General features: G+C 68.4%; 28 protein-coding genes. 12 read left to right on the forward strand and 16 right to left on the reverse strand.

Annotated elements, in window-relative coordinates:
• Position 1: 1 nt before the first annotated feature.
• The 3 genes from VYJ16_RS13235 to VYJ16_RS13245 all read right to left on the reverse strand — a co-directional run bounded on the left by VYJ16_RS13235 (position 2) and on the right by VYJ16_RS13245 (position 2,145).
• Entirely contained in the window at positions 2-847 is an 846-nt protein-coding gene (locus VYJ16_RS13235; protein ID WP_336350779.1) for a hypothetical protein, read from the reverse strand.
• A 167-nt stretch (positions 848-1,014) separates the two neighbouring features.
• On the reverse strand, positions 1,015-1,503 hold the full coding sequence (locus tag VYJ16_RS13240) for a MaoC/PaaZ C-terminal domain-containing protein (protein ID WP_336350780.1): 489 nt from the start codon (positions 1,501-1,503) through the stop codon (positions 1,015-1,017).
• Positions 1,504-1,554: 51 nt separating this feature from the next.
• Positions 1,555-2,145: a DUF5518 domain-containing protein gene (locus VYJ16_RS13245; RefSeq protein ID WP_336350781.1), complete on the reverse strand. Its 591-nt coding sequence runs from the start codon at positions 2,143-2,145 to the stop codon at positions 1,555-1,557.
• A 283-nt stretch (positions 2,146-2,428) separates the two neighbouring features.
• Here VYJ16_RS13245 and VYJ16_RS13250 point away from each other — a divergent pair, with 283 nt between their 5' ends.
• The gene (locus VYJ16_RS13250; protein WP_336350782.1) at positions 2,429-3,754 is read left to right on the forward strand and encodes an RNA-guided endonuclease InsQ/TnpB family protein; all 1,326 of its coding nucleotides are present in this window, start codon (positions 2,429-2,431) and stop codon (positions 3,752-3,754) included.
• 19 nt (positions 3,755-3,773) lie between these two features.
• Here the strand turns inward: VYJ16_RS13250 and VYJ16_RS13255 are convergent, their stop codons facing one another.
• Both VYJ16_RS13255 and VYJ16_RS13260 read right to left on the reverse strand, forming a co-directional pair.
• On the reverse strand, positions 3,774-4,247 hold the full coding sequence (locus VYJ16_RS13255) for a DUF5518 domain-containing protein (protein WP_336350783.1): 474 nt from the start codon (positions 4,245-4,247) through the stop codon (positions 3,774-3,776).
• Between the two features lie 189 nt (positions 4,248-4,436).
• Entirely contained in the window at positions 4,437-4,781 is a 345-nt protein-coding gene (locus tag VYJ16_RS13260; RefSeq protein WP_336350784.1) for a hypothetical protein, read from the reverse strand.
• A 123-nt stretch (positions 4,782-4,904) separates the two neighbouring features.
• On the opposite strand from VYJ16_RS13260, the gene VYJ16_RS13265 reads away from it, so the two are divergent.
• Complete coding sequence (locus VYJ16_RS13265) at positions 4,905-6,107, forward strand: thiolase C-terminal domain-containing protein (protein WP_336350785.1); 1,203 nt, start codon at positions 4,905-4,907, stop codon at positions 6,105-6,107.
• Complete coding sequence (locus VYJ16_RS13270) at positions 6,104-7,636, forward strand: zinc ribbon domain-containing protein (RefSeq protein ID WP_336350786.1); 1,533 nt, start codon at positions 6,104-6,106, stop codon at positions 7,634-7,636. The genes VYJ16_RS13265 and VYJ16_RS13270 overlap by 4 nt, the downstream gene beginning before the upstream one ends.
• A 49-nt stretch (positions 7,637-7,685) precedes the next feature.
• Here VYJ16_RS13270 and VYJ16_RS13275 read toward each other — a convergent pair whose 3' ends face one another.
• Positions 7,686-8,120 carry a DUF6069 family protein gene (locus tag VYJ16_RS13275; RefSeq protein ID WP_336350787.1) on the reverse strand — a complete coding sequence of 145 codons (435 nt, stop codon included), beginning with the start codon at positions 8,118-8,120 and terminating at the stop codon, positions 7,686-7,688.
• 114 nt (positions 8,121-8,234) lie between these two features.
• On the opposite strand from VYJ16_RS13275, the gene VYJ16_RS13280 reads away from it, so the two are divergent.
• From VYJ16_RS13280 to VYJ16_RS13290, 3 genes are all read left to right on the forward strand, one after another.
• On the forward strand, positions 8,235-9,161 hold the full coding sequence (locus tag VYJ16_RS13280; RefSeq protein ID WP_336350788.1) for a 3-hydroxyacyl-CoA dehydrogenase family protein: 927 nt from the start codon (positions 8,235-8,237) through the stop codon (positions 9,159-9,161).
• A complete protein-coding gene (locus VYJ16_RS13285) occupies positions 9,152-9,964 on the forward strand; it encodes an enoyl-CoA hydratase/isomerase family protein (RefSeq protein WP_336350789.1) in 813 nt (270 codons plus the stop codon). Before VYJ16_RS13280 ends, VYJ16_RS13285 begins: the two co-directional genes overlap by 10 nt.
• A gap of 360 nt (positions 9,965-10,324) precedes the next feature.
• Complete coding sequence (locus tag VYJ16_RS13290) at positions 10,325-12,076, forward strand: DUF7289 family protein (protein ID WP_418934294.1); 1,752 nt, start codon at positions 10,325-10,327, stop codon at positions 12,074-12,076.
• Between the two features lie 252 nt (positions 12,077-12,328).
• Here the strand turns inward: VYJ16_RS13290 and VYJ16_RS13295 are convergent, their stop codons facing one another.
• From VYJ16_RS13295 to VYJ16_RS13305, 3 genes are all read right to left on the reverse strand, one after another.
• The gene (locus VYJ16_RS13295) at positions 12,329-12,988 is read right to left on the reverse strand and encodes a DUF6517 family protein (RefSeq protein WP_336350791.1); all 660 of its coding nucleotides are present in this window, start codon (positions 12,986-12,988) and stop codon (positions 12,329-12,331) included.
• Between the two features lie 116 nt (positions 12,989-13,104).
• Entirely contained in the window at positions 13,105-14,607 is a 1,503-nt protein-coding gene (locus VYJ16_RS13300) for a cysteine--tRNA ligase (RefSeq protein WP_336350792.1), read from the reverse strand.
• 72 nt (positions 14,608-14,679) lie between these two features.
• Positions 14,680-15,204 carry a DUF7523 family protein gene (locus VYJ16_RS13305; protein WP_336350793.1) on the reverse strand — a complete coding sequence of 175 codons (525 nt, stop codon included), beginning with the start codon at positions 15,202-15,204 and terminating at the stop codon, positions 14,680-14,682.
• Between the two features lie 174 nt (positions 15,205-15,378).
• Between VYJ16_RS13305 and VYJ16_RS13310 the strand changes: the two genes are divergently transcribed.
• Complete coding sequence (locus tag VYJ16_RS13310) at positions 15,379-15,720, forward strand: ArsR/SmtB family transcription factor (protein WP_336350794.1); 342 nt, start codon at positions 15,379-15,381, stop codon at positions 15,718-15,720.
• A gap of 2 nt (positions 15,721-15,722) precedes the next feature.
• A complete protein-coding gene (locus VYJ16_RS13315; protein ID WP_336350795.1) occupies positions 15,723-16,124 on the forward strand; it encodes a DUF7521 family protein in 402 nt (133 codons plus the stop codon).
• Here VYJ16_RS13315 and VYJ16_RS13320 read toward each other — a convergent pair whose 3' ends face one another.
• On the reverse strand, positions 16,125-17,468 hold the full coding sequence (locus VYJ16_RS13320) for a LolA family protein (RefSeq protein ID WP_336350796.1): 1,344 nt from the start codon (positions 17,466-17,468) through the stop codon (positions 16,125-16,127). It abuts the gene before it with no gap.
• Positions 17,469-17,596: 128 nt separating this feature from the next.
• On the opposite strand from VYJ16_RS13320, the gene VYJ16_RS13325 reads away from it, so the two are divergent.
• Positions 17,597-18,472 carry a CbiX/SirB N-terminal domain-containing protein gene (locus VYJ16_RS13325; RefSeq protein ID WP_336350797.1) on the forward strand — a complete coding sequence of 292 codons (876 nt, stop codon included), beginning with the start codon at positions 17,597-17,599 and terminating at the stop codon, positions 18,470-18,472.
• Positions 18,473-18,476: 4 nt separating this feature from the next.
• Positions 18,477-19,640 (forward strand): DR2241 family protein, encoded by a 1,164-nt coding sequence (locus VYJ16_RS13330; protein WP_336350798.1) that lies wholly within the window; start codon positions 18,477-18,479, stop codon positions 19,638-19,640.
• A gap of 64 nt (positions 19,641-19,704) precedes the next feature.
• Here VYJ16_RS13330 and VYJ16_RS13335 read toward each other — a convergent pair whose 3' ends face one another.
• Together VYJ16_RS13335 and VYJ16_RS13340 are read right to left on the reverse strand one after the other, a co-directional pair.
• Positions 19,705-20,265 (reverse strand): DUF7524 family protein, encoded by a 561-nt coding sequence (locus tag VYJ16_RS13335; protein ID WP_336350799.1) that lies wholly within the window; start codon positions 20,263-20,265, stop codon positions 19,705-19,707.
• Between the two features lie 32 nt (positions 20,266-20,297).
• A complete protein-coding gene (locus tag VYJ16_RS13340) occupies positions 20,298-20,495 on the reverse strand; it encodes a methytransferase partner Trm112 (RefSeq protein ID WP_336350800.1) in 198 nt (65 codons plus the stop codon).
• Between the two features lie 152 nt (positions 20,496-20,647).
• On the opposite strand from VYJ16_RS13340, the gene VYJ16_RS13345 reads away from it, so the two are divergent.
• Entirely contained in the window at positions 20,648-21,016 is a 369-nt protein-coding gene (locus VYJ16_RS13345; RefSeq protein WP_336350801.1) for a group I truncated hemoglobin, read from the forward strand.
• 39 nt (positions 21,017-21,055) lie between these two features.
• On the opposite strand, the gene VYJ16_RS13350 is transcribed toward VYJ16_RS13345, so the two are convergent.
• The 3 genes from VYJ16_RS13350 to VYJ16_RS13360 form a co-directional block, all read right to left on the reverse strand.
• A complete protein-coding gene (locus VYJ16_RS13350; RefSeq protein WP_336350802.1) occupies positions 21,056-21,613 on the reverse strand; it encodes an NUDIX hydrolase in 558 nt (185 codons plus the stop codon).
• A gap of 102 nt (positions 21,614-21,715) precedes the next feature.
• A complete protein-coding gene (locus VYJ16_RS13355; protein WP_336350803.1) occupies positions 21,716-21,907 on the reverse strand; it encodes a hypothetical protein in 192 nt (63 codons plus the stop codon).
• A 46-nt stretch (positions 21,908-21,953) separates the two neighbouring features.
• Positions 21,954-23,330 carry an adenylosuccinate synthase gene (locus VYJ16_RS13360; protein WP_336350804.1) on the reverse strand — a complete coding sequence of 459 codons (1,377 nt, stop codon included), beginning with the start codon at positions 23,328-23,330 and terminating at the stop codon, positions 21,954-21,956.
• A gap of 252 nt (positions 23,331-23,582) precedes the next feature.
• Here VYJ16_RS13360 and VYJ16_RS13365 point away from each other — a divergent pair, with 252 nt between their 5' ends.
• Positions 23,583-23,888: a hypothetical protein gene (locus tag VYJ16_RS13365; protein WP_227130735.1), complete on the forward strand. Its 306-nt coding sequence runs from the start codon at positions 23,583-23,585 to the stop codon at positions 23,886-23,888.
• Between the two features lie 107 nt (positions 23,889-23,995).
• On the opposite strand, the gene VYJ16_RS13370 is transcribed toward VYJ16_RS13365, so the two are convergent.
• Entirely contained in the window at positions 23,996-26,419 is a 2,424-nt protein-coding gene (locus VYJ16_RS13370; RefSeq protein WP_336350805.1) for a DUF7527 domain-containing protein, read from the reverse strand.
• Positions 26,420-26,502: the final 83 nt, after the last annotated feature.

Genomic DNA, 26,502 nt, shown 5'->3' on the forward strand with positions numbered 1-26,502 from the left:
ATCAGAGGCCGACCGCGTAGAGCACGCTCGCGGCCATCACCATCGCACCGACCACCATCGCGGGGAGTCCGTACCGGGCTTTGCTCAGTAACTCGTCCTCGCTGCGCGTCGACAGGATGAACTCGTCGTCGCCGGCGGGCGTCACGACCGCGTCCTCGGGCCGCAGCCGTCGGTCGGGGTGCGCGTCCCCGTCCGTCGGTTCGACCGTCCCGAGGAGGTACACGCTATCACCGGGCTCGACGACGCCTTCGCTGTACTTGCGTTCGCCGTGCGCGTTCCCGAAGTCGATCGCGTTGAACATCGACCCCGTCTGCTCGTCGATACCGGGTGCGCGAAGCTCGAACTCCTCGACGCGCGCGGGCTTCGGGTCGTCGGGTGCGACCTGATGGCGGACGCCGAGCGTCTGGAAGTCGAGCGTCTTCCCGTCGACGGAGACGCTGTGGTCGAGGTCACCCAGCGAGACGTTCGACGTCCAACTGCTCGAATCGGCGTCGGCACCGGGTTCGACGCGTATCTCTGCACTTCCGTCGTCGACGCGGAACGGCACGGAGTCGTAGCCTTCGGCGATGGTCCGCCAATCGCTGTTGTCGCCGGTCTCGTCCCACTCCTCGACCTCCCAGCCGGCGGCGACGCAGGCCGTTCCGGAAAGTGGTGCCTGGAGTTTCGAGTTCCCGTCCGCTGCCTCGACGACCTCGCCCTTTACCTCGACGAGTCCGGGTTCGTCGACGTCGAGGATTCGCGACGTCGGCGTCCCCGCGATGGCCTGATGGTAGGCCCGACGCTTGTACCCCCACGTGGTCGCGAACCCACCGAGGACGAACGCGATGAGAGCTACTTCAATCGACATATCGCACACACGACGACAGAGTGACAAAAAACCAGACGGTTCGGTTCCCGTCCAACGGGTCGTAGCGCGAGGCGGGGGTCGTCGCCGGAATCGACGCTCAGGGCGAGTCGGGGTCGTCGCCGGAATCGACGCTCAGGGCGAGTCGGGGTCGTCGCCGGAATCGACGCTCAGGGCGAGTCAGGGTCGTCCTCGTACGCGGAACGCTTCTTGAACATGAACTTCATGTCGCCCTCGAGGAGGACCTCGTCGTCCTGATTCCACGTGGTGCCGTCGATGACGACGAGGCCGGCGTCCTCGCGGCTCTCGAAGTCCTGTTTGTCCGTCACCTCGAACTCGGCGTTGATGGTGTCGCCGATGGTGAGGGGGTTCGGGACGTCCATGTAGTTCATGCCGAGGAACGCGATGACGGTGCGTTCGACGAACCCGCAGCGCTGGACCATCCCGGTGGTGAGGATGAACGTCATCGGACCGTGCCCGATGCGTTCGCCGAACGGGCCGTCCTCGCTGTACTCTGCGTTCGTGTGGAGTTCCGTCCAGTCGTCGGCGAACATCGAGTGGAAGACGAAGTCCGATTCGGTGACGGTGCGTCCAGCGCTCTCGAACGTCTTCCCGACCTCCATGTCCTCGAAGTAGTGGGGTTCGTAGCTGTAAGCCATACCGGGCCTTCGCAGGGTGTCAGTAAAAACGATGGTGGTCGTCCGAGTGGGTCAGTACTCGGTTCGGTCGTCGCGCTCCCGAGCGAACGCGTCGTCGCGTTCGTCGTCGCCTTTGTCGTCGGCGTGGTCGTCGACGTGGTCGGGTTCGCCGTCGTGGGACCCGGTTCGCTCGGTCGGGCGCGGGGTGGTGTCGAACCGACGGTCGTCTCTCGCGGCGAGTTCCGCGCCGAGCCAGCCGCCGAGCGCGCTGAGCACGACGTGGTAGAGGACGGCGACGACGACGACGAACGCGACGACGATCCACGCGAACACCGGGAGGCCGAGCGCGACGCCGGGGCCGCCGCCGCTCGAGGCGACGAGACCGACCCAGCCGACGGTGAACAGGGACCCGACGAGGCCGATGACGAGGAGTGCGGGTATCGCGGCGAGCAGGCCGGCGAGCGCGCCGACGCGGATGCCGCGCCGCGAGACCGACCGCGTCGCGTCGCGTTCCCCGGCTTCGAGGTAGCCCGAGAGCGCGCCGCCGACGACGGGCACGAACGGAATCCAGCTGAAGACGACCATGACGACGGCGCCCAGGAGGGCGTTGACGAACCCGCTACGGGACCGGCCGGCGTCCGGGGTCGTCGAGTACTCGTTCATACACCTCCTACGACGGCGGAGATAGTAAACCAGTCCCCGCGTCTCACGGGCTGAGAACACTGTTTTGGTGCGTTCGGTCGTCGGTATCCGTCTCGGCGTACGCTCGGGCGGTCGTTTCAGCATAATTCAAGGTGGAGCCTCCGACCTCAAGGAGCGAGCGTAGCGAGCGAGTAGGTCGGAGAGGAAACCGACACGGGACGACACTACCTACGCTCGATGGGTGGCCGACTCCCCCACTGAATCGTCACTAATATAAAAACATAGGTCTACATCTGAAGTACGGATGGAGGTACGGCGCACTGTTCCGGTCAAACTCGACGTAACCGACAGCGACGCTGCCAGCCTCCACGAGACCATCTCCGAGTTCCTGTGGGCCGCAAACTACGTCGTCGACCACGCCTGGCAAGGCGAGTACAAGACCACGAGCAAAGCCGAACTCCAACGCGAAACCTACGACGACGTGCGAGCCGAGACGCGGCTCCAAGCGAATCTCGTCCAGAACGCCCGCAACAAGGCCGCCGACGCCGTCCAGAGCGTCGTCGCACGCTGGAAGCAAGGCGACCACGCGGGGAAACCACGGTTCACAGCCCCGACGCTCGTCTACGACAAGCGGTGCGCGACGTTCAACGACGACCACGCGACGCTCTCGACCGTCGACGAACGCATCACCGCCGAGTACGTTCTTCCCGACGAGAGCCGCGAGACGCCACACTCGGAGTATCTCTTCGACGACGACTACGAAGTGACGGGCGCGGAACTGCACTACCGCGACGGCGAGTTCTACCTTCACGTCCGAACAAAGGCGGACGTGGAGTTCGAGACTGCCGACGACGGCAACGACGAGCACAGCACAGTCCTCGGCGTTGACCTCGGCATCGAGAACGTCGCCGTCACATCCACAGGCGAGTTCTGGAGTGGGTCAGAGTTGAACCACTGGCACCGCGAGTTCGAGAAGCGACGCGGGTCGCTCCAACAGCGTGGCACGCGGGCTGCCCACGAAACCATCCAGTCGGTCGGACGTACCGAGACGGGACGCTACGACCACTTCTTACACACTGTCTCGAAGGAACTCGTCGCGGAAGCCGTCGAACACGACTGCGACGTGATAGCGTTCGAGAACCTGACTGGGATTCGTGAGCGGATGCCTCGCGCCAAGCAGTTCCACGCATGGGCGTTCCGACGCCTGTTCGAGTACGTCGAGTACAAGGCTGAGATAGTCGGTATCTCGATTGAAGAGGTGAATCCCGAGTACACCTCTCAACGGTGTTCGAAGTGCGGGACGACACTCCGAGAGAACCGCCAGACCCAAGAGCGGTTCTGTTGCCAGAAGTGTGGGTACGAAGTGAACGCCGACTACAACGCGGCGAAGAACATCGGTCTGAAGCAGCTCCGCTCGGCGCAAAAGTCGTCGAGCGGAGGCGCACCCGTAAACGTGCGCTTGAATCGCGGGACGTTGAACGTGAATGGCGATTACGAGCCTGCCGCTGACGGCGGCCAGAACGGGAGTCCACGCGAAAGCCCTACCCTCAACGAAGCGAACGGCGATAGCGCGGAACGAAGTTCCGCGGACCATTCGAGCGGGCCTTCGGCCCGCGAGAAGAAGCCGTGAGCGAGTAGGGTAGGGTAGTTTACAACTGGGTGTCGTCGAACTGGTCGTCGCGCGTTCGCTGACCGTAGCTGTCGCCGGTCGTCGACGGCTCCTGCGTGCGCTGGTACGCGACGACGCCGAGGTAGCCGCCGAGCGCGCCGAGCCCGAGCGTGTACGCGACGCCAGCGAGCCCGAAGAGGACGACGACGAACCCGAACGCGGCGGGGATGGCGCCGAGGAGCGTCACGCCGAGCGCGACGGTGAATATCGCCCAGAGGACGAGTACCGTCGGGAGCGAGAACAGGAAGCCGGCGAGTGCGCCAGCGAGTGCGCCGCGGCGCCCGTTCTCGCGGAGGAGCCACCCGGCGACGGCACCGCCGAGGAGCGGGGACCCGGGGACGAAGCCGGTGAGGAACGCGACGAGCGCGCCGACGACGCTGACGGCGGGGAGACTGGTGCCGGTGGCGTCTCGAAGCGGCTGGAGCGGGTCGTCGCGGGAAGAACCTGTTGACATACCGTGTGCTTCCGCGTTCTCGGTGAAAAGTGGTGGGTCGGGCGACGGCCGCGACGACACCTGCTAGCAGTCGATTCACGCGACGACCGCGACGACACCTGCTAGCAGTCGATTCACGCGACGACCGCGACGACACCCGCTAGCACTCGATTCACGCGACGACCGCGACGACACCCGCTAGCACTCGATTCACGCGACGACCGCGGCGACGCCGGCGAGCATGGACGCGCCGAACCCGAGGAGCGCGAAGACGCCAGTACCGGTGACGAGCGACAGGGTGCCGAGGAGGACGGCGAAGAACGCGGCGACGAGCCCGACGAAGAGCGTGCGATAGCGCGAGATGGTGCTGACACCGGCGAGCTGTGCGAGGACGGCGCTGACGACGGCGAGCGGGCCGACGCCGAGCAACAGGACGCTCCCGATGGAGCGCAGCGTCGCGCTCAACACGACCGCGAGCGCGAGCAGGCCGACCACCCAGAGCCCCAGGACGACCCGTCCCTCCAATCGTTCGTACTGCAGCAACCCGATCCCCATGCACTCTCGAACGGGATGAAATAATGTCAAGGTTCCTCTTCGGCCAGCGGTTCCCGGAGTCGTCCGACCGCTGCCGCGAGCGGTTCCCTGAATTATATGCGCGCCGCCAACGCAGGTCGGAGTATGCGCGATGCTTACGTGGTCGGTGCGGGCCAGTCCGACTTCGGCTCGTTCCCGGAGGAGAGCTACCGGTCGCTGTTCGCGACCGCGTACGAGGCTGCCGTCGAGTCCGTGGACGGCGAGTTCGACCCGGATGCGGTCGACGAGGCGGTTCTCGGGACGCTCGGCGTCGGCGGCCGCCAGATCGGGCTGTCGGGACCGGCGGTCACCGAGCACGTCGGGTTGCACGGCGTGCCGACGACGCGCGTGGAGAACGCGTGCGCGGCGTCGGGCTACGCGGTCCGGCAGGCGGTGCAAGCCGTGAAGTCGGGGATGGCGGACCTCGTGCTCGCTGGCGGGTACGAGGTGATGACGGACGCGTCCGGTGACGCGACGCGGTACTGGCTGGGCGTCTCGGGGGAGACGGAGTGGGAGCGATTGTCGGGGACGACGTTCGCTGGCGTGTACGCGCAGATGGCGAGCGCGCACGTCGCCGAGTACGGTACGGACCCCGACGCGCTATCGGAGGTCGCGGTGAAGAACCACAGTCACGGTGCGCTGAATCCCCACGCGCAGCTCGGGTTCGAGTGCACGCTCGAGGACGCGCGGGACGCGCCCGTCGTCGCGGACCCGCTCACGCTCTATCACTGCTGTCCGACGACGGACGGCGCGGCCGCAGTCCTCGTGGCGAGCGAGGACGTCGCGAGCGAACTCAGCGAGGACCCGGTCCGGGTCGCGGGCGTCGGTGCGGCGTCGGACGCGGTCGGGCTCTTCCAGCGGGACACGTACGCGGGGGTACCGGCGTCGGCGATGGCGGCAGAGCGTGCGTACGACCGCGCTGGCATCGACGCGGACGAGGCGGGCGCGGTCACCGACGCGCTGGACTTCGCGGAGGTCCACGACTGCTTCGCCATCGCGGAACTCATGGCGTACGCGGACCTCGGGTTCTGCGCCCCAGAGGACGCCGGGGCGTTCGTGGCGGACGGCCGGAGCGACCACGGTGGCGACGTGGTCGTGAACTCCTCCGGCGGCTTGAAGTCGAAGGGCCATCCCATCGGGGCGACCGGCGCGGGGCAGGTCGTGGAGGCGTACAAGCAACTTCGCGGGGAAGCGGGCGAGCGACAGGTCGCGGACGCCGCGCGCGGCGTGACGCATAACGTCGGCGGGAGTGGTGGTGCGGCCGTCGTGCACGTCCTGGAGCGGGCCACGGAGGTGAGCGCGCGATGAGCGACGAGTCGCCGAGCGTCGACGGTGGTGCGGCCGCGGGTGCGTCGAACGGGATCCGTGCAGTGGGTGCGTACGCCCCCCGGAATCGCCTGCCTGCGAGCGAGGTGGAGGCGGCGTGGGGGTCGGTGCAGGCGTCGGGCGTCGGCGAGAAGGCGGTGCCGGGTGCGGACGAGGACGCGCTGACGATGGCTCACGAGGCGGCGACGAACGCGCTGCACGCGGACGGAACGGACGCGAGTTCGATAGGGCTGCTGGCGTTCGCGTCCACAACGCCGCCCGTCGAGGAGGAGGACGTCTCGGTCCGGCTCGGGTCGACGCTCGGCGTCCCCGAGACCGCGCGCCACGAGTCCTTCGGTGGGAGTACGCGCGCCGGAACGCGCGCGCTCGCTGCGGGATTCGACGCCGACCTCGCCGACGGCGAACTGGCGCTCGTCGTCGCGAGCGACTGCCCCAAGGGCGAGCCAGCGGGCGAACGCGACCAGACCGCGGGCGCCGGTGCGGTGGCGTTCCTCGTCGTGAACGACGGCCCCGCGAAGGCGCTCGCTCGCGGCACGTACGCGCGCGCCAGTCCGGGAACGCGGTTCCGCGAGCGCGGGAGCGAGCGCGTCGACGGCCTCGGCGTCACGTCCTACGACCGGGCGACGTTCACGGAGACGCTCGCCGGCGCCGTCGACGACCTCGACGCCGGAGTTAGCGACGAAGACGCGGACGACGAGGCCGCGGGCGACGACGGCCTGGACGTGGACGCGGCGGCCGTGCAGGCGCCAGACGGCGCGATGCCGTACCGGACGACGGGCGCGCTCGGCGTGGATACGGAAGCGATACAGCGTGTCGCGACGGTCCACGACCTCGGCGATACCGGCGCGGCGAGCGCGCTCCTGGGGCTCGCGCGAGCGCTCGACGACCCGGACGTCGGGCGCGTGCTCGTCGCGGGATACGGGAGCGGCGCGGGCGCCGACGCGTTCGTCGTCGACACGACCGGCGCGGTGCCTGCGGCGCTCGTCCTGGAGCGCGACGACGAGCGCACGCTCTCGTACGCCGAGTACCTCCGCCTCCGCGACGAGGTCGTCCCGGAACCCCCAGAGGGCGGTGGTGCGTACGTGAGCGTGCCGTCGTGGCGGCGGACGCTCCCGCAGCGGCACCGCCTCGTCGCGGGGCGGTGCGGCGAGTGCGGGTCGTTCGCGTTCCCGCCGGAGGGTGCGTGCGGCGACTGCGGCGCGATGGCGGCGTACGAGGACGTCCAGTTGCCGGGGACGGGCCGGATCGAGGCGGCGACGACGATCTCGCAGGGCGGGGCGCCGCCGGAGTTCGCGCAGCAACAACAGCGCGACGGTGACTTCGACGTGGTCGTGGTCGCGTTCGACGCACCGACTGGCGACGGGACCGTGAGCGCGCCCGCGCAGGTGACCGACGCCGACGGTGGCGCCGTCGACGTCGGCGACGACATCGTCGCGACCGTCCGCCGGATCTACACGCAGGAAGGCGTCACGCGGTACGGGTTCAAGGTCCGACCCGCCGGGCGGCGCTGAACGCATCGACGACGCCTCCGTTCTCGGCACCGTCGTCGTCCCGAGAGCTTCAGACGAGAAGGTCGGGTGCGTCTCCGGGGACGACCGCGAGACAGATGGCGGCGACGACGACGTGCATCGTGACGAGCGCGAGCACGCCGAGTACCGTCGCGGCCGGGTCGAAGACGAGGAGCGCGAGGTCCGGAACGAACGAGACGGCGAGGACGGCGAGCGCGACGGTCCTGAACAGGTCGTCGCCGGCGTCGGTGCGCTGGTCGAGGAACGCGTACACCAGTCCCGCGCCGACGACGCCGAGTACCGTCAGGAAGACGATGGGGGCGACCGAGAGCGGTCGGAATCCCGGTGCGAACTCGAGCAGGAGGGCGACCGCGAGGACGAGGAGGTTCGCGGCGCTCGCCGCGACGGCCGCGGCGGCGACGCGGACGCGGAACGGCTTGCTGGCGACCCCTTCGACCGACGCTGCGACCGTCGACGACACAGACATACACCACCGTACGCGATGAGAGATGGTAACTGTTGGCGGTCCGGGGTCGGGGAGATGCCGGCAAGACGGCCAGAACGGGCAACGCTTACCTGCCAGGCCGTCGCGCGTTCTGGTATGCGAATCTGCGTACTCGGAGCTGGCACGATGGGTCACGGCATCGCGCAAGTGAGCGCGATGGCCGGCCACGACGTCGCGATGCGCGACATCGACGAGGACGTCCTCGCGGACGGCCTCGACGCCATCGCTGACAACCTCCAGGGTGGCGTCGACCGCGACAAGGTCACGCCCGACGAGAAGGAGGCGACGCTCGACCGCATCGCGACGACCACCGACCTCGACGCCGCGGCGGCGGACGCGGACCTCGTCGTCGAAGCGGTTCCCGAGAGCATGGACCTCAAGCAGTCGACGTTCGAGGACGTCGAGGCGGTCGTCGACGACGACGCCATCGTCGCGTCGAACACGTCCTCGCTCTCGGTCACCGAGATAGCGAGCGTCCTCGACGACCCGTCGCGCGCCGTCGGCCTGCACTTCTTCAATCCCGTGCACATCATGGGGCTCGTCGAGGTCGTCGTCCCAGAGCAGGCCAGCGAGCGCACCGTGCGGTTCGCGACGGACTTCGCGGAGGACCTCGACAAGGAAGCGGTCGTCGTCCGGGACTCCGCGGGGTTCGCGACGTCGCGGCTCGGCGTCACGCTCGGCGTGGAGGCGATGCGGATGGTCGAGGAAGGGGTCGCGAGCCCGCGCGACATCGACACGGCGATGGAGCTCGGGTACAACCACCCGATGGGCCCCATCGAGCTCGGTGACGTCGTCGGCCTGGACGTCCGCCTGGACATCCTCGAGCACCTCCGCGAGGAGCTCGGCGAGCGCTTCAAGCCGCCGCAGAGCCTCCGGCGGAAGGTCCGCGCCGGGAAGCTCGGGAAGAAGACCGGCGAAGGGTTCTACGTCTGGGAGGACGGCGAGATCGTGGGCGTGAGCGAGGACGCCGCCGCGGTCGGCCAGGGCGACCGGGACGACGAGGAGGGACCGATATGGGAGTAATCGAGACCGCGAGCGAGTGCGACCTCGTCTCGGCGTCGGTCGGCGAGCACGCCGAGTACGTCGCGACCGTGACGCTCGAACGCCCCGACAAGCGGAACGCGCTGAACGCGCAGGTCCGTCGGGAACTCAAGGACGTCCTGGACGCGGTCGAGGACGACGACGACGTGCGCGTCGTCGTGCTCACGGGGTCCGACGAGTCGTCCGCGTTCGTCGCGGGCGCGGACGTGTCGGAGCTCCGCGAGCGGAACGCGGTCGAGCAGCGCGAGGCGTCGAAGCGCCCGCGCGTGTACGAGTACGTCGACGACCTGGAGAAACCGGTCGTCGCGCGCATCAACGGACACTGTCTCGGTGGCGGGAACGAACTGGCGCTCGGGTGTGACGTCCGCATCGCGAGCGCGGACGCGAAGCTCGGCCAGCCGGAGATCAACCTCGGCATCATGCCGGGCGGGGGTGCCACCCAGCGGCTCCCGCGGCTCGTCGGTGAGGGACAGGCGATGCGCTTGATACTCTCGGGCGAACTCGTCGACGCCGAGGAGGCTGCTGACATCGGACTCGTGGACGAGGTCTGCGAGCCCGAGGCGTTGGACGAGCGCGTGTACGAGCTCGCCGGGCGGATGGCCGAGAAGAGTCCGCTCGCGCTGGAACTCGCGAAGGACGCGGTGAAGGCCGGGTCGCGCATGGACCTCGAACAGGGTATCGAGTACGAGGCCGAGCTGTTCGCGCTCCTGTTCTCGTCGGCTGACAAGGACGAGGGCATCGACGCGTTCTTCGAGGACCGGGACCCCGAGTGGACCGGATACTGACCGGTTCCTGCCGTTCAGGCACCGATTGAAGACGCGTTGTCGTCGTCAAGCACCCATTTCTATCCGTCTGCTTTACAATTCAGGCCTTGAATCCTTCGGCCGCAGTTTCCAATAGCGATATCCACAGGCTAAGCAAAGCCGAGAACGGCTTTAGAGCCATTTCAAAAATCCTTCTACGCCAGATATCGTAGTACTATCCAACTAGAACACTATTTTTTCTTTGGTTCCAACGCACCTTTACGTCATACATTTGGTAAGGGACGCTTTCTAGGGGAGTAATGAAACGTCGATCCCCTCGGGGCAGGGATACGGACGTCAGTCGTCGCGAGGTGGCTCGCTGTGGCGACTGACGAGCGGAGAATGGTGACCATACGCGACGACGACGACGGGGCATCCTCCGTTCTCGCCGTGGTCCTAATGATGGGTTTCGTCGCCGCGGCGTCGGTCTCGCTGTTCGTCGTCGGGACCGCGACCGTCGACCAGACCAGAGACACCGCGCAAGAGAATCAGGTCGAGAACACGTTCCGACAGTTCAACAAGGACGTCTCCAGCGTCGCGTTCGGCCGCCAGAAGTACCGGTCGATGGAGTTCGACATCCAGGACCAGACTGCCGCGTTCCGCCAGGAGAACACGGGCCAGATCCGCGTGGTCGTCGACGGCACCGAGATCGTGAACAAACAGGTCGGGTCGCTCGTCTACGAGAAGAGCGGTGAGACCATCGCGTACCAGGCGGGCGGCGTCTGGCGCGGTACCGGCGAGGAGTCTCGGATGGTGTCGCGACCCCCGGTCGAGTACCAGAACGGCTCGCTCACGTTCCCGATACCCGCGCTCGACGGCGACGAATCCGTGCAGGCCGGGCAGGTCGACATCAACAAGATGAAGACCGAATCCCCGATCAACAACGTCGGGTTCGTCGAAGGGAAACTCGTCACGCTCTACATCACGAGCAAGTACTACCAGGGCTGGGCGCAGTACTTCCGCACGCAGACGAACGACGTCGCCGTCGAGGTCGACCACTCGCCGGCCGGCGACGTGGGGACGGTGAAGGTGAAACTCGGAAAACCGGTCGCGAACGGCGACTTCGAGGACGGCGTCATGGCGACCGGTGGCGATGACGGCGACATCTCCATGGGTAACGGGGACCCCGGCATCAACGGTCCCGTTGCCGCAACCGGCGACATCGACGACCCCGGTAACGACATCTCAGGAACGAAGACCCCGAACAAGGAGTCGGACCTCTACGAGCTCGACGAAGCTATCGACCGGAAGGTCGACGAGGTGTCATCCGACGGCTCGGTCATCACCGTCAACCCCGAGAGCGGTGGCGCGTCGCTCGGCGGCGGGAACACGTACTACGACCCGAACGGGTTCTCGCTCAGCGACAGCGGCGACGACATCGTCGTCGACCTCTCCAGTGGGAACGTGACGCTCGTCGTCGACGGCGACATGGAACTCACCGACGGCGACATCAAGGTCAAGAACGCCGGCGGCACCGACTACGCGTTCCGAATCTACTCGACCGGTGACTTCGGGATGAAGAACGCGTTCGCGGGCGACTACCGCGATGAGACCTCGGGTCACTCCGCGTCGAGCGCACAGCACTTCCAAGTGTACGGGACCAGCGAGATGCTCGTCGGCCTTCAGGGCGGGAGCACGCGATTCGTCGGCACCATCTACGCCCCGCGGAACGAACCGGCTCTCGAAGACGACGAAGGCAACCACGCGCTCCCCAGTAGCGAGGATGACTGCGAGGGCTGGGACGTCTGCGTCTACAAGGGCAGTTCCGCCGTGAAGGGCGCGATCGTCGCCGGCCCGACGAAGTTCGAGCAGAGCGCGGGCATGACCTACGATACCTCCCTTACCGACATCCAGCCGACGCTGGAGCTCGACGACGGCGTGCTGCCGCCGCCGATCACGTTCCTGAAGGTGAGCGTGCACACGGTCGGCGTGAACAACAGCGGTGCAGGCAATCTCGCGCCGGCTGGCGGTCTCGGTGCGTCTGCGAGCGTCGCGTCGCCGCCGACGACCGCGACCGGGTTCGCGACGGTCACTGCACCCTCGGGCGTGGTGGCCGCGCCGGCCGTGCGCGCGGAGACCGGTTTCGACCGCTGACGGCACACGGAGTCGCCCCTTCCCGCAGTCGCCCTGTTCTTCCGTCCGCTGTACGCGCCGTGAGCGCTGCTATCGTATCGGCGCCCGTAGCGCCAGCACGCGCCAGGACCACGGCGCGCGCATCGCCGGCATCGGACGCCCCGTCGCGCATCGCGCTCGCCGAACGGCACTCCTCGTCGCGGTGGGTGAGCGAGCGAGTGCGGCCGCTATCGGTCGGGTGCGCTGTCGGAGAAGTGAGTGAACGCGGTTCGCTTACTCGTCGGTCGCGTTCGTCGGGTGCTCGATGTTCCGCATGAGTTCCTTGACGGTCTCGTACTCGCCGTCCATCGCCTGCGGGTACACCGCCATCGTGACGACGTAGTCGCCCTCGTGCTTCACGGGTTCGCTGACGACGACGTAGACGTCGACGTCCTGGCCGTTGAACGTCGCAGTGCCCTCGAACTGCGAGACGTTCGTGGACTCACCGGCGACCGCGACGGTGGTCTTGTCGACCTCCTCGCCGACCGTGAGGCCCTGGTACTGGCCCTGCATGCGCTTCGCGAAGTCCTTCGTGCTGAGTTTCGAGAGCGGGTTGAACGACTGACCGAACACGCTCACCTCGGGGGACGTGAACGTCGCGAACACCGCCGCCTTCTGGTCGGCGAGCGGCCCGATGCCGACGGTCTTGTGGTACTCGACCGCCCAGTTCGTCACCTTCACCGTGCGTTCCTGGTCGGCCGCGCTGAACGTCCGGTTGACGCTCAGGTCGCGCGTCTCCGCTTTCTCGTAGTCACTGCTGCTGGCGGTGTCCTCGGCGACGATAGCGGGGGACGCCTCGACCGACGTCGTCCCAGAGAGGAAGCCCAGGCAGCCGGCCGTCGCGAGCGTCACGGCGAGCGCAAGCGCGACCAGCGTGCGGTTATCGAGTTGCATACCCGACTGGAACCGGTCACGAACCATAAAACACCCGTCAACGGGATTCGGTCGAGTAGCTGCCGGCGGCGACCTGCCGGACCGCGTCGGGACCGATGCTCGTCGTCAATCGGTAGTCAGAGCCGGTACGTGGGGCCGTCGTCGGTGTCCTGGACCTCGACGCCGAGCGCCACCAGTTCGTCGCGGAGTTCGTCGGCGCGCTCGTAGTTCCCTGCCTCGCGTTCGGCCTCGCGGACCCGGAGGACGAGGTCGACGACCTCGCCCGCGACCTCGGCGTCGCCGTCGGGCGTGGCGTCGAACGCGAATCCGAGGACGTCCCCGCCGAGTTCCTCGTACGCGTCGACGGCGTCGTGGAGCGCGCGGTAATCGTACGTCTCGCGGTCGTCGACGTGCCGGTTCACGGCCGCGGTGAGGTCCATGAGCGCGGTCACCGCCTGCCGCGTGTTGAAGTCGTCGTTCATCCCGGCCGCGAAGTCCTCGCGAGCGCTCGCGACGGCGTCCCGGAGGGCCTCGTCGGTGACCTTCGTCCGCGCCGCTTCGCTGTCGCACGCCTCGACGGCGGTCTCGTACCCGCGCTCCAGGCGCTCGAAGCGCTCCTCGGCCTCCGCGAGCGTCTCCTCGCTGTACACCGCCTCGTTGTGGTACGCCGTCGAGACGAGGAACGACCGGAGGACGTTCCCACCGACGGCGTCGAGTGCGTCGCCGACCGACCAGTAGTTCCCGAGACTGCTGCTCATCTTCTCGCCTTTCGTCTGGAGGAGGCGGACGTGCAGCCAGTAGTTCGCGAACCGCTCGCCGGTCGCCGCCTCGCTCTGCGCGATCTCGTTCTCGTGATGCGGGAAGACGAGGTCCTGGCCGCCGACGTGCACGTCGATGGTCGAATCGAGGTGGGTCATGCTCATCGCCGAGCATTCGATGTGCCAGCCCGGTCGGCCCTCGCCCCACGGCGACTCCCAGGTCTGTCCCGACGGCAGGTCGGCGTCCGCATCGCCGTCGCCCGCGTGCGGGTGGTCGTCGTGGCGGTGCTCGCGGACCGCGTCCGCGCTCACGCCGTCGGCCTTCCAGAGCGCGAAGTCCGCCGGATGCCGTTTCTCCGCGAGCTCGTCGGGCTCGCCTTGCTCCTCGATGTCCTCGACCTGCTGGTTCGAGAGCTTCCCGTACTCCTCGAAGCTCGTCACGTCGAAGTACACCGAGCCGTTCGCCTCGTACGCGTACCCCTTCTCGACGAGCGTCTCCACGAGGTCGACGATCTCGGGGACGTGCTCGCTGACGCGCGGGTACACCTCGGCCCGCTTGAGGTTGAGGGCGCGCATCTCCGCGAGGAGCTCCTGGATGTAGTGACTCGCGACCGCGGCCTCGTCGTCGCCGAGGTCGGGGTCGCCGGCGCGTGCGACGATCTTCTCGTTGACGTCCGTGAAGTTCTCGACGTGCCGGACGTCGTAGCCCTCGTGTTCGAGCCAGCGGTGCATGACGTCGGCGGCCACCCAGAGGCGCGCGTGCCCGAGGTGCGCGGGGTCGCTGGTCGTGAGCCCGCAGACGTAGAGCAGGACCTCCTCGGGGTCCTGGGGCTCGAAGACCTCGCGGTCGCCCGTCAACGTGTTCGAGACGTGCAGGGTCATTGCCCGCCTCTACCCCGGGAGCGAAAGAAAAAGCCTCGGTCTCGCCCGCTGGGAGTGGTTTCGTCAGAGCGGTCAGCGGCGGTCGGTTCTCGCGGGCCCGCTGGGGACGGCGTCGAACGCGCGTTCGACGGCGCGGAGGGCGTTCGCGGCGTCGAGTCGCGGGACGACGACGACGAGGGCGTCGTCGGCGTGCGCGAGTGCGTCGACGGCGACGTCGTCGACGGCGAGCGCGTCGAGGGCGGCGCGGACGCCGTGGAGGTCGACCTCGCCGGTCGCGAGGACGGCGGTCTTCCCGTCGTCCGCGGCGGCGAACGCGGTGCCGGAGACGGCGAGGAGGACCTCGCGCGCGTCGGCGTTCGCGGGGTCGGGGAGCCGGCCGACGCCGCGTTCCATCGTCACGCGGACCTCCCGTGCGGCCGGGTCGCGGTCGGGGAGGTCGTCGGCGAACCGCCTGAGGCCGGTCGCGACCGCGTCCGGGTCGCCGTCGACGTCGAGGAAGCGAGCGGCGGCGGAGTAGTTCGCGACGCCCGCGCGGAGGGCGTCGACGAGGAACGGGTGCTCGCGGGCGGCGTCGCGAGTGCGTTCGGCGAGACTCATGCTCGAACGCCCGTCCGCCGGCGAGAAAAGTACCGCGGTCGCCCGCGTCGACCGGTGTGGGTTCCCCGGAGCGCTCGTTCGCGTCGACGCGACCGCCGGGTCGCGGTATGGGTCGGTTTCTCGGTTGGAAGCCGACGACCGCGATTTAAGTCAATCCGGTGGGACGATGCGGGTGTGCCGGAGGACGTCGACGTGCGGACGGTCGTCGGGCTGCTCGACGACGACTACGCCAGAGACATCCTCGCGGCAGCGAGCGAGGAGACGCGCTCCGCGAAGGAGCTGGCCGAGGCCATCGACGCGTCGCTCCCGACGGTGTACCGGCGCGTCGACGACCTCGTCGACGCCGGCCTGCTCGCGGAGGAGACCGAACTGCGGAGCGACGGCAACCACCACAGCGTGTACGTCACGACGCTCTCGCGCGTCGAACTGGCGCTCTCAGAGGGGACATTCGAGATGCAACTTGAAACGAAGACGGACGTCGCGGACAGGTTCACGGACATGTTCGAGCGCCTCTAACCATGCTCGGGGCACTACCACCACCCGGCGCGGTCGGGCACGTGCTCGCGAGCGCTGGCGAGGTCCTGGCGGACGCGCCCCTGCTCCAGGCCGCCGTGAGCGGCCTCGACCCGCTCCAGGTGCTGTTGCTCGCGATGGCGGCCGCGTCGACCGCGCTCGGCCTGTACGTCGGCTACCAGGCGTACCGCGGGTTCCGGCGGAACGACAGTACGCCGATGAAGTTCCTGTCGCTCGGGCTCGTCCTGCTGACGGCGGTGACGTTCGGCCTGAGCTTCGGCGGGAGTCTCGCGTTCCAGTACGACGTCGCGCCCGAGGTGCTGCGGCCGGCGTGGCAGGTCGCCGTCCGTGGGTCCCAGCTCGCGGGGCTCGCGTGCATCGTGTACGCGCTCCACCGCCGTCCCTGACTACGGTCGCGTCGCGTCCACGTCCCCTCGGACGCCGCGCGCACCATCGAGATCGGCGTCACGGAGACCGCTCGGTGCCCCCGGTTGCGTTCCATACCCCGTCCCCTCGGCGTCGCCACAGTCGAGCGACGCGGCGAACGCGACGAGCGCGTCCCGCGGATACGGACCGATGCTGGCAGCGGAGACGACGTAGTCGTCGCAGTACACGTAGACGGCTTTGGTCCGTCCGAGGTCGACGTAGAGGGCGCTGTGGCCGTCGACAGTGAGGTTCTCCGCGACGCCGCGCTCGCGGGACCGGACGATGTCGTCGCTCAGGTAGCGGCCGGCGACGAGTACGGTCGACTCGTTCGAGTACAGGACCTGGCCGCCGGTCGCGTTCAGGTCGATGCCGGCCGCGTACGCGAACTCGAACCCGTCGGGGACGCTGGGGTCGGGGACGGGAACGGTCGTGTTCGCCGCGAGCGCGGCGACCGTCGGGAACCGGACGACGCCGGTCGCGTAGTCGACGACCTCCGTGCGCTCGCCCGGTTCGTACCGATAGGTGGACGCGGAGACGTTCGCGCCGTAGTTCAGGTTCGAGAACGTCATCACGTGCGACCAGCGTTCGCCGTCGACGGTCGCGCGACGCTCGACGCGCACCGGGAAGAACCGCTCCTGGTCGACGTAGTACGTGATGGTGAGGTTCCGCGCCGCGGTCGCGTCCGGGTCCGCGGGTTCGACGACGAGGACGTGCGTGCGTTCGTCCGCGACGGTCTCCGTGCCCCCGTAGGTGACGACGAACGCGCTGACGTTCGCGGACGGCGCGGGCGCCGACGCCTCGCCGTCGTCGCCGCTGACGACGGTCGGGGCCGGGCCGACGCCGACGCTCGGGAGGCTAGAGACCGTGCCGTCGCTCTCGTTCGCGGCGTCGAACGCGGCCGCGAGGAACGCGCCGAAGTCGCCGTCGTCGCCCGTGCCGAACGTCGAGTTGAACGTCGCCGCGGTGTGCGCGTACCGCTGTGCGACGTCCGCCGACGCGTTGTACTGCCAGTAGTACGCGTCGTTGGAGACGAAACGGTTCCCGCGATGCGTGGCGGGGGCGGTGACGCGCTGGCGAGCGTTCCGCGTGCCGACCTCCGCGGCGAACCGGAGCGTCGACCGGTTCGTGCGGTCGCCGGAGACCACCTCGACCTGGAGGTCGCCGGTGACGTTCCCGAGCGCCCGGTACGTCGAGGCGGCGTCGTCGCCGTCCGGGACCGGCGGAACGCCACCGTCGCCGGCCCCGCCAGGGCCGAACGAGCACCCGGCGAGGGCGACGGCGAACGCGACCGCGGCGAGGACGAGGACCGTACGCGTTCGTGTCATCTCGATTGTTCGTTCGCGGAGCGTGCACGTTAGGCGTTGCGGTCGCCCGCAGCGGCCGTGGAACGAACACCCTCGGTGCAGGGCCCGGTGACGATGGCACTAAGACGGTTCGGGCCGGACGCCGAGGTATGCAAGCGCTGGTCATCGTCGCACACGGCTCGCACCTCAACCCGGAGTCGAGCACGCCGACGTACGCGCACGCCGACACCATCCGGGAGACGGCGGCGTTCGACGAGGTTCGCGAGGCGTTCTGGAAGGAGGAACCGCACTTCCGGGAGGTCCTGCGGACGCTCGAGAGCGAGGAGGTGTACATCGTCCCGCTGTTCATCTCGGAGGGGTACTTCACGGAGGACGTCATCCCGCGCGAACTCCGGCTCGACGACTGGGATCCCGAGGCGTGGGAGTCCAACGGCACGAGCGCCACGCACGTGACGCTCGACGCGGGAGACGTGGAGAAGACGGTGCACTACTGTGGCCCGGTCGGCACCCACGATGCGATGAGCGACGTCATCGTTCGGCGCGCGGAGACGGTCACGGGCGACCCCGAGGTCGGCGAGGGGTTCGGGCTCGCGGTCGTCGGCCACGGCACGAAGCGCAACGAGAACTCCGCGAAGGCTATCGAGTACCACGCCGACCGGATCCGCGACATGGGGCGGTTCGACGAGGTGCAGGCGCTGTTCATGGACGAGGACCCCGAGGTCGACGACGTCACGGACTTCTTCGAGAGCGAAGATATCGTGGTCGTCCCGCTGTTCGTCGCGGACGGCTACCACACGCAGGAGGACATCCCCGAGGACATGGGACTCACCGACGACTACCGCGACGGCTGGGAGACGCCCGCGAAGGTCGACGGCCACTACCTCTGGTACGCGGGCGCCGTCGGCACGGAACCGCTGATGGCGGACGTCGTCCTCGAACGCGCGCTGGACGCCGGCGCGGACGTCGCCGACGCCGTCGAGTACGTCAAAGAGCACACGCGCGACGCCGCGGTCACGGAGGCCTGAGAGCATGGACGACGAGCAACTCGCGGCGCTGTCGGCGGCGGTCACCATCGAGGACGACGTCGCGTTCGACGGCCTGCACGTCACGCGGACCGAGGACGGCTATCGGTTCGAGCTCCCGGACCTGGAACGCGGCGGGCTCTCGGAGGACGAACTGCATCGGGTGGCGCGCGCGAACCCCGAGCACGTCTCGAACTGGTACTTCTGGCACGACGTCGCGCCCACCGAGGGGTCCGCGCGGTTCGACTTCCTCCGGTACCTGGAGCGCGTCGCCGATCACGACGCGCCGACGGAGACGCGCGGGCACGGCGGCGACGCGACCCACGGGACGACGTACGAGCCCACGGACATCTTGGACCGGTACGACGCGCTCGAACGTGGCATCGAACGCCAGTGGGGCCAGCTCCTCGTCACCGTCGAGCTCGCCGACGACGGCTACCGGCGGTACGAGGTCCGGCACGTCGACGACGCCGACGCCGACGCCGACGACCTCGACGCGCACCGCGACGTCCGGGACGCGAGAGACGTCGCGAAGTTCGACGAGAAGGGACGCTACCGGCCGTTGAAGGCCGCGCCGACACTCGTCGACGGCTGGCGGTTCCCGGAGCTGACGAGCGCGGCGGTCGTCGACGTCGTCGAGACGATCTATCCCGCGACGGTCGCGAACTGGCATCGGGAGCGCGAGGGGAACCTCGACGTCGACCACTGGGAGCCCACGATGGAACGCCAGTCCGGCATCTACGGCGTCGTCCAGACGTGGAACCGCGGCGAAGGGAAAGAGCACGTCGAGCGCGTCGCGGAGGCGTGCTGTGCGGACTCGGAGTGCCTGAAGCGCCGCGAGTGGCAGTACGACGAGGACACCGACCTCGAAGCGGACGGTGGCGTGGGCGCGTTCCCGTGCCGCGAGCCGTGCTCGATGGTCGTCTCCGCCGCCCGTCAATGGACGAAACTCGAAGGGGAGGACTCGCAGTCCTACGAGTTCGAGCTGACGCCCAGTGAGAAGGAACAGCTCGAGGCCATCATCGACACCGTCGCCGACGGCGACGTCGACGAGGTCCGCGAGGCGGACTTCCGGCACGACGCGAACCGCTGGCGGACGCGGTATCTCCGCGAGAAACGCATGGACGACGACGGGAACCTCTGCGGCGTCCCAACCGACGGCGACGACTAGTCGACGTTCAGCGGGCCTCGAACCCGAGTGTCGAGGTCCACGGGTCGGTACCAGTGGGGGCGTCTCACTCGCTGACGAGCGCGTACATCGCTGCGAGGACGCCGGCGACGACGACGAGCGCGCCGACGGCGACGACGAGGTCGCCGAACGCGAACGCCGCCCCGACTGCGACGAGGACCGCGACGACGCCGAGGCCGAGAACCGGCAGGCTCTCCTCGGCGAGCAACCGGTCGAGCGCGCTCCCCGTGTCGTCGGTCGTCGCGGGTTCGGCGAGCGTCTCGTCCACCGGGAGGTCCGGCTCGGGTTGTTCGACGATGCCGACGTCGACGGACGACCCGGTTGCGCCGTAGCCCGCCGAGATCTCGAGCGCGCCACGTAACGGCCGCGGGCCATCGGGGACCTCGACCTGAACGACGCGCGTCGAGTCCGTCTCCACGTAGAGGTTCGTCTCGTCGAGGTGGACGCCGCGAGCGAGCGCGTCGTCCGGATGTACGTGGACGTGACTGGCGCGACCGTGATTGACGAGTTCGAGCTCGAACGTCCCCCCGGTCTCGAAGTCGGCGGTCGCTGGCGCGACCTCGTGGAGTTCCCCGCGACTCAGGTGGACGGTGAGCGTGTCGACCACGAATCTACCTCACGAGCGAGTGTAAAAAAGGTTCAGGCGGGGACGTCGTCGCGCATGTCCGGCGGGAGGAGGTTCGGGATGCCGTCCTCGATGGGGTAGCGTTCCCCGCACTCCGTGCAGACGAGCGTGCCGGCGAGGACCTCCTCGTCGTCGGCGCGGTCGTCGACCTCCAGTTCGAGTTCTGACTTGTCCATCGGGCAGCAGAGAACGTCCATCAGCGACTCCTTCATACCCGGAGCGTCGGGGACGGACAGCAAAAGGCTTCGGGAACGCGGCGACGGGACGACCGTCACGTGCGATGGCGGAGAGTCAGGACTGTGCGCTCGGACCCGAACGTGTTCTTTGGTTAGATTCTTCCGTGGGTCGCGTGAACGCAAGCGTCATGAGCGAGGAGACGCTCTACGAGCGATTGGGTGAACGGGAGGCTATCGAGGCGGTCGTCGACGAGTTCTACGACCGCGTGCTCGCGGACGACGAACTCGTCGCGTACTTCGAGGATTCGGATCCCGCGGACCTCAGACGGCATCAGACGCAGTTCCTGTCGCACGTCACGGGCGGGCCCGTGCAGTGGGACGGCGACGACATGGCGACGGCGCACGACCACCTCGGGGTGACGCCCGCGGACTTCGGGCGCGTCGCCGAGCACCTGGACGACGCGCTCGGCGAGTTCGACGTCCCGGACGCGGAGCGCGAGGAGGTGATGGACGCGGTGGCGTCCCTCGAAGGTGCGGTCGTGTCGGCGGACGACTGACCGCCACCGGTCGCTGCTCGCGCGGTCGATGGGAGTCGGTCAGACCGGGTTCTCGCGGTCGAACGCGGCAGCGACGCGTTCCCGGTCGGAGTCGCGGATGGGAACGACGCCGTCGATGACGTCGTCGACCAGTTCGCGGCGGATCTCGAACCCGTCGGCCTCGGGCGCGAGGGTCCCGGTCGCGTCCGCGTAGTCGAGGGCGTACGTCGCGAAGTGGAACGCGACCGCGTCGGTCTCGGCGTGGTACACGGTGACCAGCGAGAGCGCGTCTGAGGTCGCGGCGAGCGCGGTCTCCTCCTGGAGTTCGCGGAGCACGGCCTCGCGCGGCCCTTCGTCGTGGTGGGCGTGCCCGCCGGGGAGACTCAGGACGCCGTCGTGCTGGGGGATGGGTTCGTCGAGCAGGAGGACGTGGTCGTCGTCGCGGACGACCACGTGCACCGCCGAGACCGGCGTCCGAGCGAACACCATCTCGCAGTCGCCACACCAGTCCATCGGGCCGCCGTCGAACTCGCGCGAACCGACCTCGCTCCCGCACTGCGGGCAGTACTCGGGGTCGACGGCGACCGAGTAGATGCGGAACTCGTCGTAGTCCTCCATGCGTCGTGGTACCGTCGAACGCGATGAAAACGTTGGGACGTCAGGAACGAGCGTGCAGGTTGGCGCTGACGCGACCGGGCGAGGTGTCCGACGCCGGAGCGGTCACTCCTGGTCGAGTTCCGCGGCCTGCTCCTGCACGTCCGCGATGGCGGCCTCCTGCTCGCCGCGGGTCAGCCCACCGGATTCGGCGTGCCGACCGTCGTACTGCGACCCCGGAATCGCCTCCCAGACGTCGCCGTCGTCGTCGCTTGCTGGCCAGTACGACCTGACGAGCGCGCGGAGTCGTCGGAACATGCTCGAATCAACGCGCCGACGTGTTAAGAAAGTTACCGTACTGGAGTCAGTCGTCGTACGGCGATTCGAGGACGACGGTCTGGTCGCGGTCCGGGCCGACGCCGACCGCGTAGATGTCCGTCTCGAGCTCGTCGCTGACGTACTCGAGGTACGCGCGAGCGTTCTCCGGGAGGTCCGCGTAGTCGTCGACGTCGTCCCAGTCGACCTCCGGCCAGCCGTCGAACGTCCGCAGGTTCGCCTCGCACTCAGCCCACTTCTCGGTCGTCGACGGCAGCGTCTCGATCTCCTCGCCGTCCAGGGTATAGGAGTCGCCGACCTTCACCTCGTCGAGCCCCGCGAGCACGTCGACGTGATTCACCGCGAGGCCGGTGAAGCCGTTGACGCGCGTCGAGTGCCGGAGCATCGGGAGGTCGAGCCAGCCGACGCGACGCGGCCGGCCCGTGACGGTACCGTACTCGCCGCCCTCGTCGCGGATGTACGTCGCGAGCTCCTCCTCGTCGTCGCCAGCGTGCCCGTCGTAGCCCGGCGTCTGGCCCTCGACGCCCGCGAGTTCCGTCGGGAGCGGCCCACGACCGACGCGAGTGAGGTACGCCTTCACGATACCGACGACCTCGCCCTGTCCGATGACGGTCGGCGCGAGCCCCGACCCCGTCGCCGCGCCGCCAGCGGTCGGGTTCGAGGACGTCACGTACGGGTAGTTCCCGTGGTCGATGTCGATGACCGTGCCCTGTGCGCCCTCGAGCATCACGTTCTCGCCGTTCGCGCGCTTCTCCGCGAGGAAGTTCCCCGCGTCGACGGTCATGTCCTCCGCGGCGAGACGCTCGCCGTACTCCCGCGCCGTCTCGAACACCGCGTCCACGTCGAAGGCGTCCGGATTCTCGAGGTCGTCCACGTCGACGCCGTAGACGTCCTCGACGAGCGCGCGCTTCTGCGGGACGACGTACTCGATGCGGTCGCGAAGCACGTCCTCGTCGAGCAGGTCACCGACGCGAACCCCGCGTCGACCGGCCTTGTCCTCGTACGTCGGCCCGATGCCGCGTCCGGTGGTGCCGACCGCGCTGTCGGTCTCGCTCTTGACGTCCTCCTCGATACCGTCCAGGACGCGATGATACGGGAGGATGACGTGCGCGCGCTCGGCGACGCGAACGTCCGGCTCCAGGCCGCGCTCGCGGAGCCCGTCCATCTCCTCGAAGAGCGTGGCGGGATTGACGACGCAGCCGTTCCCCAGAACGCCGACCTTCCCGCGGACGGCGCCGCTCGGGACGAGCGAGAGCTTGTACTCGGTTCCGTCCTCGACGACGGTGTGACCGGCGTTGTCGCCGCCCTGGTAGCGGACGACGACGTCCGCGGGGTCGCCGTAGAGGTCGACGACGCCGCCCTTCCCCTCGTCTCCGAGTTGGGAACCGACGATGGTAACAGTCATTTACACGGGGGGTTTCACGAGGCCCCGATAAACCGATTTCGATACCGTCGGTCGTTGGTCGCTCCTCGTGGACCGTGGCCGGGGGCACGCGCGAGCCAGCGGGCCGCGGTGACAGGCGGAACCCACCGAGGGTATTCCGATACCGACCAGAAGACCTATGTAGTACGTCTGTCAACCTCAGACACTGTTCTGGGCAACCATGCCAATGGGAGAGTAAGGTTTAAAACCCCGAACGACAAGTTAACAAATGCCATGATAGACCGACTTGAGAAGGAAGTCGACATGCTGGAGCGGCATCTGCAGGTCCTGAAGATGGTCATCGAGAACGAACCCATCGGGATCGTCAAGATGTCCAACGAGACGGGTTACCCGCATCACAAGGTTCGCTACTCGCTGCGCGTCCTCGAGGAGGAGAACCTCATCGAGCCCTCGAGCCAGGGCGCCATCACCACCGACCACACGTCGGAGTTCGTGGACGACCTCGACGAGAAGATCGACGAGATCGTCGACAAGATGGACAACATGAAGATCGACAACGCGGCGGAAGTCGAGAACTAGACCCTCGTTCTTCTCTCGTTCCACCGACGACACGTAGCGACGGCGTCGCCGAACCGACCCGCCTCGACGTAGCGACCACCGCGTACCGGGCTCGAAGGCGCGCGCGGTCAGAGTTCCGGGACGTTCACGTGGAACTCGCCGTTACGCGTCTCGACGAGACACAGGTGGTAGCCGCGTTTCCGCGACAGCTTGACGTAGGACTTCTTCGAGTCGCGACTCAGGATACCGCCGCTGGTCGCCTCGTTCGCGATCTCGAGCGCCTCCGGCGCGAAGAAGCTCGCGGTCACCATGAACGCGCCGGCGAGCGCGTCACTCGTCCGTTTGACGCGCGTACCGCGCTCCTGGAGGTCCACCATCATCTCCTCGGTCGCCGGGTCCCGCGACGCGTTGACGTTCGCGACCGCTAACGGGTTCCCCATCCGGTCGCGGACGACGACGTCGAACGTCGTCTGCTCGCGGTGTTCCTCGCCGTCCTCCTCGTAGCGGAGCGAGACGTCACCGTAGAGTTCGACGCGGTCGACCTTCGGGAACGCCTCGTAGAGGTCGCCGAGGTCGTTCTCGTTCCCCGTGTCGCGGATCTCGAAGACGAGGTCGTACACGAACCACTCCACGAACTGGTACGGCGTGGATTCGTAGAGGAACTCGTCGTAGGCCTTCCCGTCGATGACCGCGTTCTCCGCGTCGAAACTCGTGTGGTACTCGAGGCGGAGGTTCGCTTCCAGGTCGGCGATCCCGACGTCGCTGTCGTGGACGTCCTCGAGCGTCGTCGCGCTCTTGGAGCCGTATCGAACGAAGAGGTTCGTGCCTTCGAGCGCTTCTCGCGGCGAGAGTTCGACGACGTCCTCGCCGGGCGTCTCCGCTTCGAGTCGTTCGCGCGCCGCCGCGAGGTCGCTTTCGAGTGCCGCGACCTCGTCTTCGAGGTCGTCGACGCGCGCCTGCAGTTCGTCGTTCCGTTCGGCGAGCCGGTCGCGTTCGGCTTCGAGGTCGTTGCGTTCGGCCGCGATCCGGTCGCGTTCCTCGCGGACGCTCTCGAGCTCCTCGGAGAGTTCGGTGACGCGATCGGGGTCCGCGCCGCCGGCCGCTGCACCGTTCGGGGACGCGCCCCGGTTCCCGTTCGCTCCCTGCCGCCCAGTGGCGTGGTCGTCGGTGCGCGACGACCGCGAGTTCGGAGGGCCGGGGTCGCGGTCGGTCGTCGACCGGGCGTCTGACGTCGTTCCGGTCGGCTCGCTGGTGCCCGCCGCGAGCGGGTCCGGGTCGTCGTCCTCGACCGTCCGGTCGGGGTTGATGGAGGGGATGGTCGTGGTCTCGCGCCACGCGACCTCGTCGTCGACCTCGCTCGCTCTCGCCTCGTCCTCGACCTCGGCCATCACTTCGTCGGGGACCTCCGCCATCGCACCGCCGGTCGAGTCGTCGCTCGGCACCGCTCGTGCGTCGGACTCGGACGTCGAGTCCGGTGTCTCCGCCGCGGTCCGTCCGGGGGCGTTCCGGCCGCTCGACGTCTCCGTCTCGCTTCGCGCGCGACGCCCGGTCGTCGACGGCGCGTCATCGCTCCCGGCGGATTCGTCTCGGGTCACGGCGTCGCCGTCGTCGACCGGGCGCTCGCTCCGCCGTTCGTCGTCGCGCTCACCGCGTCGTGGGGTCGGATCGGACGCCGGTTCCGCCTCCCCGACGACGGGGTCCTCGTCGACCGTCGGCTCCGCGTCGTCGATCGGCGGTGCCGCGACCGCGTCCTCCGCACCACCGCCCGTCGACTCGCGGCCGGCGACCTCGTCGTCGCCCACCGCGGTCGACGGGTCCTCGGCCGCGGCGGCGGGAGTGTCGTCGACGCGTTCGTCGGGCGAACCGCCACCGCCGGCGCCGGCGCCCACACCGCCAACGCCCGCATCCGTATCGGCGCCACTGCCAGCACCGCCAGTGCCGGCATCCGCAACGGCACCACCGCCAGCACTGCCAGCGCCAGCACCCGCAGCGGCGTCATCGTCCGGCTCCTCGTCGGCCGGGATGTCCTGCACCTCGATGTCGACGTCCCAGACCGTGTAGATGCCGACCTCGTCGTCCGCGCGGTCGAACGCCTCGTCGTCCGTGATCAGCTTCTCCTGATTCCCGACGAACGCGCAACTCATCGACCGACCGCCGTAGTAAACCACGTAGTAATCGCCCGACAGGACGTTCTCGGACAACTCCACGTAGCCCGTGAACGACCCGGAGGACAGCGTTCCGTCCGCCTCCGATATCGGGGTGTCGTTCGTGTAGTACTTCGCGCGCTCCTCGCCACCCTGCTCGCGCATCGCGAACAGGAGCGGGAGACTCGGATGGGGTGCCTCGTAGATCGTGCCCGACGCGCCGTCGAACGACTCGACGTCGCCACCGACCACGCCGACGACCTTCCCGTTCAACACGAACGCCGTCGTCGACCCGGTCTCGACCGCTCCCGAGAACTCCGCGTCCGCGAGCTCTCGCAGGTCCTCGTAGCCGTCAGAGAACGGACGCGAATCCCAGTCCTTGACGCGCGCTTCCGTTCGGGAGTCCATGTACTGCCTTTCGCCCCACACGGACCAAATAGGTTCCGCCGTCGTGACTCGGTCGCGCGAGCGGTGTCGCCGCCCGACGTCGT

The organism is Halorubellus litoreus (assembly GCF_037081675.1).
Taxonomy (GTDB): Archaea; Halobacteriota; Halobacteria; order Halobacteriales; family Natrialbaceae; genus Halorubellus; species Halorubellus litoreus.

Bases quoted from the DNA above. Each gene is read 5' to 3' on its own strand.
- VYJ16_RS13300 (WP_336350792.1), bottom strand. From the start codon at position 14,607: ATGACCCTGCACGTCTCGAACACGTTGACGGGCGACCGCGAGGTCTTC.
- VYJ16_RS13285 (WP_336350789.1), top strand. From the start codon at position 9,152: ATGGGAGTAATCGAGACCGCGAGCGAGTGCGACCTCGTCTCGGCGTCG.
- VYJ16_RS13340 (WP_336350800.1), bottom strand. From the start codon at position 20,495: ATGAAGGAGTCGCTGATGGACGTTCTCTGCTGCCCGATGGACAAGTCA.
- VYJ16_RS13350 (WP_336350802.1), bottom strand. From the start codon at position 21,613: ATGGAGGACTACGACGAGTTCCGCATCTACTCGGTCGCCGTCGACCCC.
- VYJ16_RS13315 (WP_336350795.1), top strand. From the start codon at position 15,723: ATGCTCGGGGCACTACCACCACCCGGCGCGGTCGGGCACGTGCTCGCG.
- VYJ16_RS13290 (WP_418934294.1), top strand. From the start codon at position 10,325: ATGGTGACCATACGCGACGACGACGACGGGGCATCCTCCGTTCTCGCC.
- VYJ16_RS13325 (WP_336350797.1), top strand. From the start codon at position 17,597: ATGCAAGCGCTGGTCATCGTCGCACACGGCTCGCACCTCAACCCGGAG.
- VYJ16_RS13280 (WP_336350788.1), top strand. From the start codon at position 8,235: ATGCGAATCTGCGTACTCGGAGCTGGCACGATGGGTCACGGCATCGCG.
- VYJ16_RS13330 (WP_336350798.1), top strand. From the start codon at position 18,477: ATGGACGACGAGCAACTCGCGGCGCTGTCGGCGGCGGTCACCATCGAG.
- VYJ16_RS13275 (WP_336350787.1), bottom strand. From the start codon at position 8,120: ATGTCTGTGTCGTCGACGGTCGCAGCGTCGGTCGAAGGGGTCGCCAGC.
- VYJ16_RS13305 (WP_336350793.1), bottom strand. From the start codon at position 15,204: ATGAGTCTCGCCGAACGCACTCGCGACGCCGCCCGCGAGCACCCGTTC.
- VYJ16_RS13245 (WP_336350781.1), bottom strand. From the start codon at position 2,145: ATGAACGAGTACTCGACGACCCCGGACGCCGGCCGGTCCCGTAGCGGG.
- VYJ16_RS13345 (WP_336350801.1), top strand. From the start codon at position 20,648: ATGAGCGAGGAGACGCTCTACGAGCGATTGGGTGAACGGGAGGCTATC.
- VYJ16_RS13240 (WP_336350780.1), bottom strand. From the start codon at position 1,503: ATGGCTTACAGCTACGAACCCCACTACTTCGAGGACATGGAGGTCGGG.
- VYJ16_RS13360 (WP_336350804.1), bottom strand. From the start codon at position 23,330: ATGACTGTTACCATCGTCGGTTCCCAACTCGGAGACGAGGGGAAGGGC.
- VYJ16_RS13320 (WP_336350796.1), bottom strand. From the start codon at position 17,468: ATGACACGAACGCGTACGGTCCTCGTCCTCGCCGCGGTCGCGTTCGCC.
- VYJ16_RS13235 (WP_336350779.1), bottom strand. From the start codon at position 847: ATGTCGATTGAAGTAGCTCTCATCGCGTTCGTCCTCGGTGGGTTCGCG.
- VYJ16_RS13370 (WP_336350805.1), bottom strand. From the start codon at position 26,419: ATGGACTCCCGAACGGAAGCGCGCGTCAAGGACTGGGATTCGCGTCCG.
- VYJ16_RS13250 (WP_336350782.1), top strand. From the start codon at position 2,429: ATGGAGGTACGGCGCACTGTTCCGGTCAAACTCGACGTAACCGACAGC.
- VYJ16_RS13260 (WP_336350784.1), bottom strand. From the start codon at position 4,781: ATGGGGATCGGGTTGCTGCAGTACGAACGATTGGAGGGACGGGTCGTC.
- VYJ16_RS13365 (WP_227130735.1), top strand. From the start codon at position 23,583: ATGATAGACCGACTTGAGAAGGAAGTCGACATGCTGGAGCGGCATCTG.
- VYJ16_RS13270 (WP_336350786.1), top strand. From the start codon at position 6,104: ATGAGCGACGAGTCGCCGAGCGTCGACGGTGGTGCGGCCGCGGGTGCG.
- VYJ16_RS13355 (WP_336350803.1), bottom strand. From the start codon at position 21,907: ATGTTCCGACGACTCCGCGCGCTCGTCAGGTCGTACTGGCCAGCAAGC.
- VYJ16_RS13265 (WP_336350785.1), top strand. From the start codon at position 4,905: ATGCGCGATGCTTACGTGGTCGGTGCGGGCCAGTCCGACTTCGGCTCG.
- VYJ16_RS13295 (WP_336350791.1), bottom strand. From the start codon at position 12,988: ATGCAACTCGATAACCGCACGCTGGTCGCGCTTGCGCTCGCCGTGACG.
- VYJ16_RS13255 (WP_336350783.1), bottom strand. From the start codon at position 4,247: ATGTCAACAGGTTCTTCCCGCGACGACCCGCTCCAGCCGCTTCGAGAC.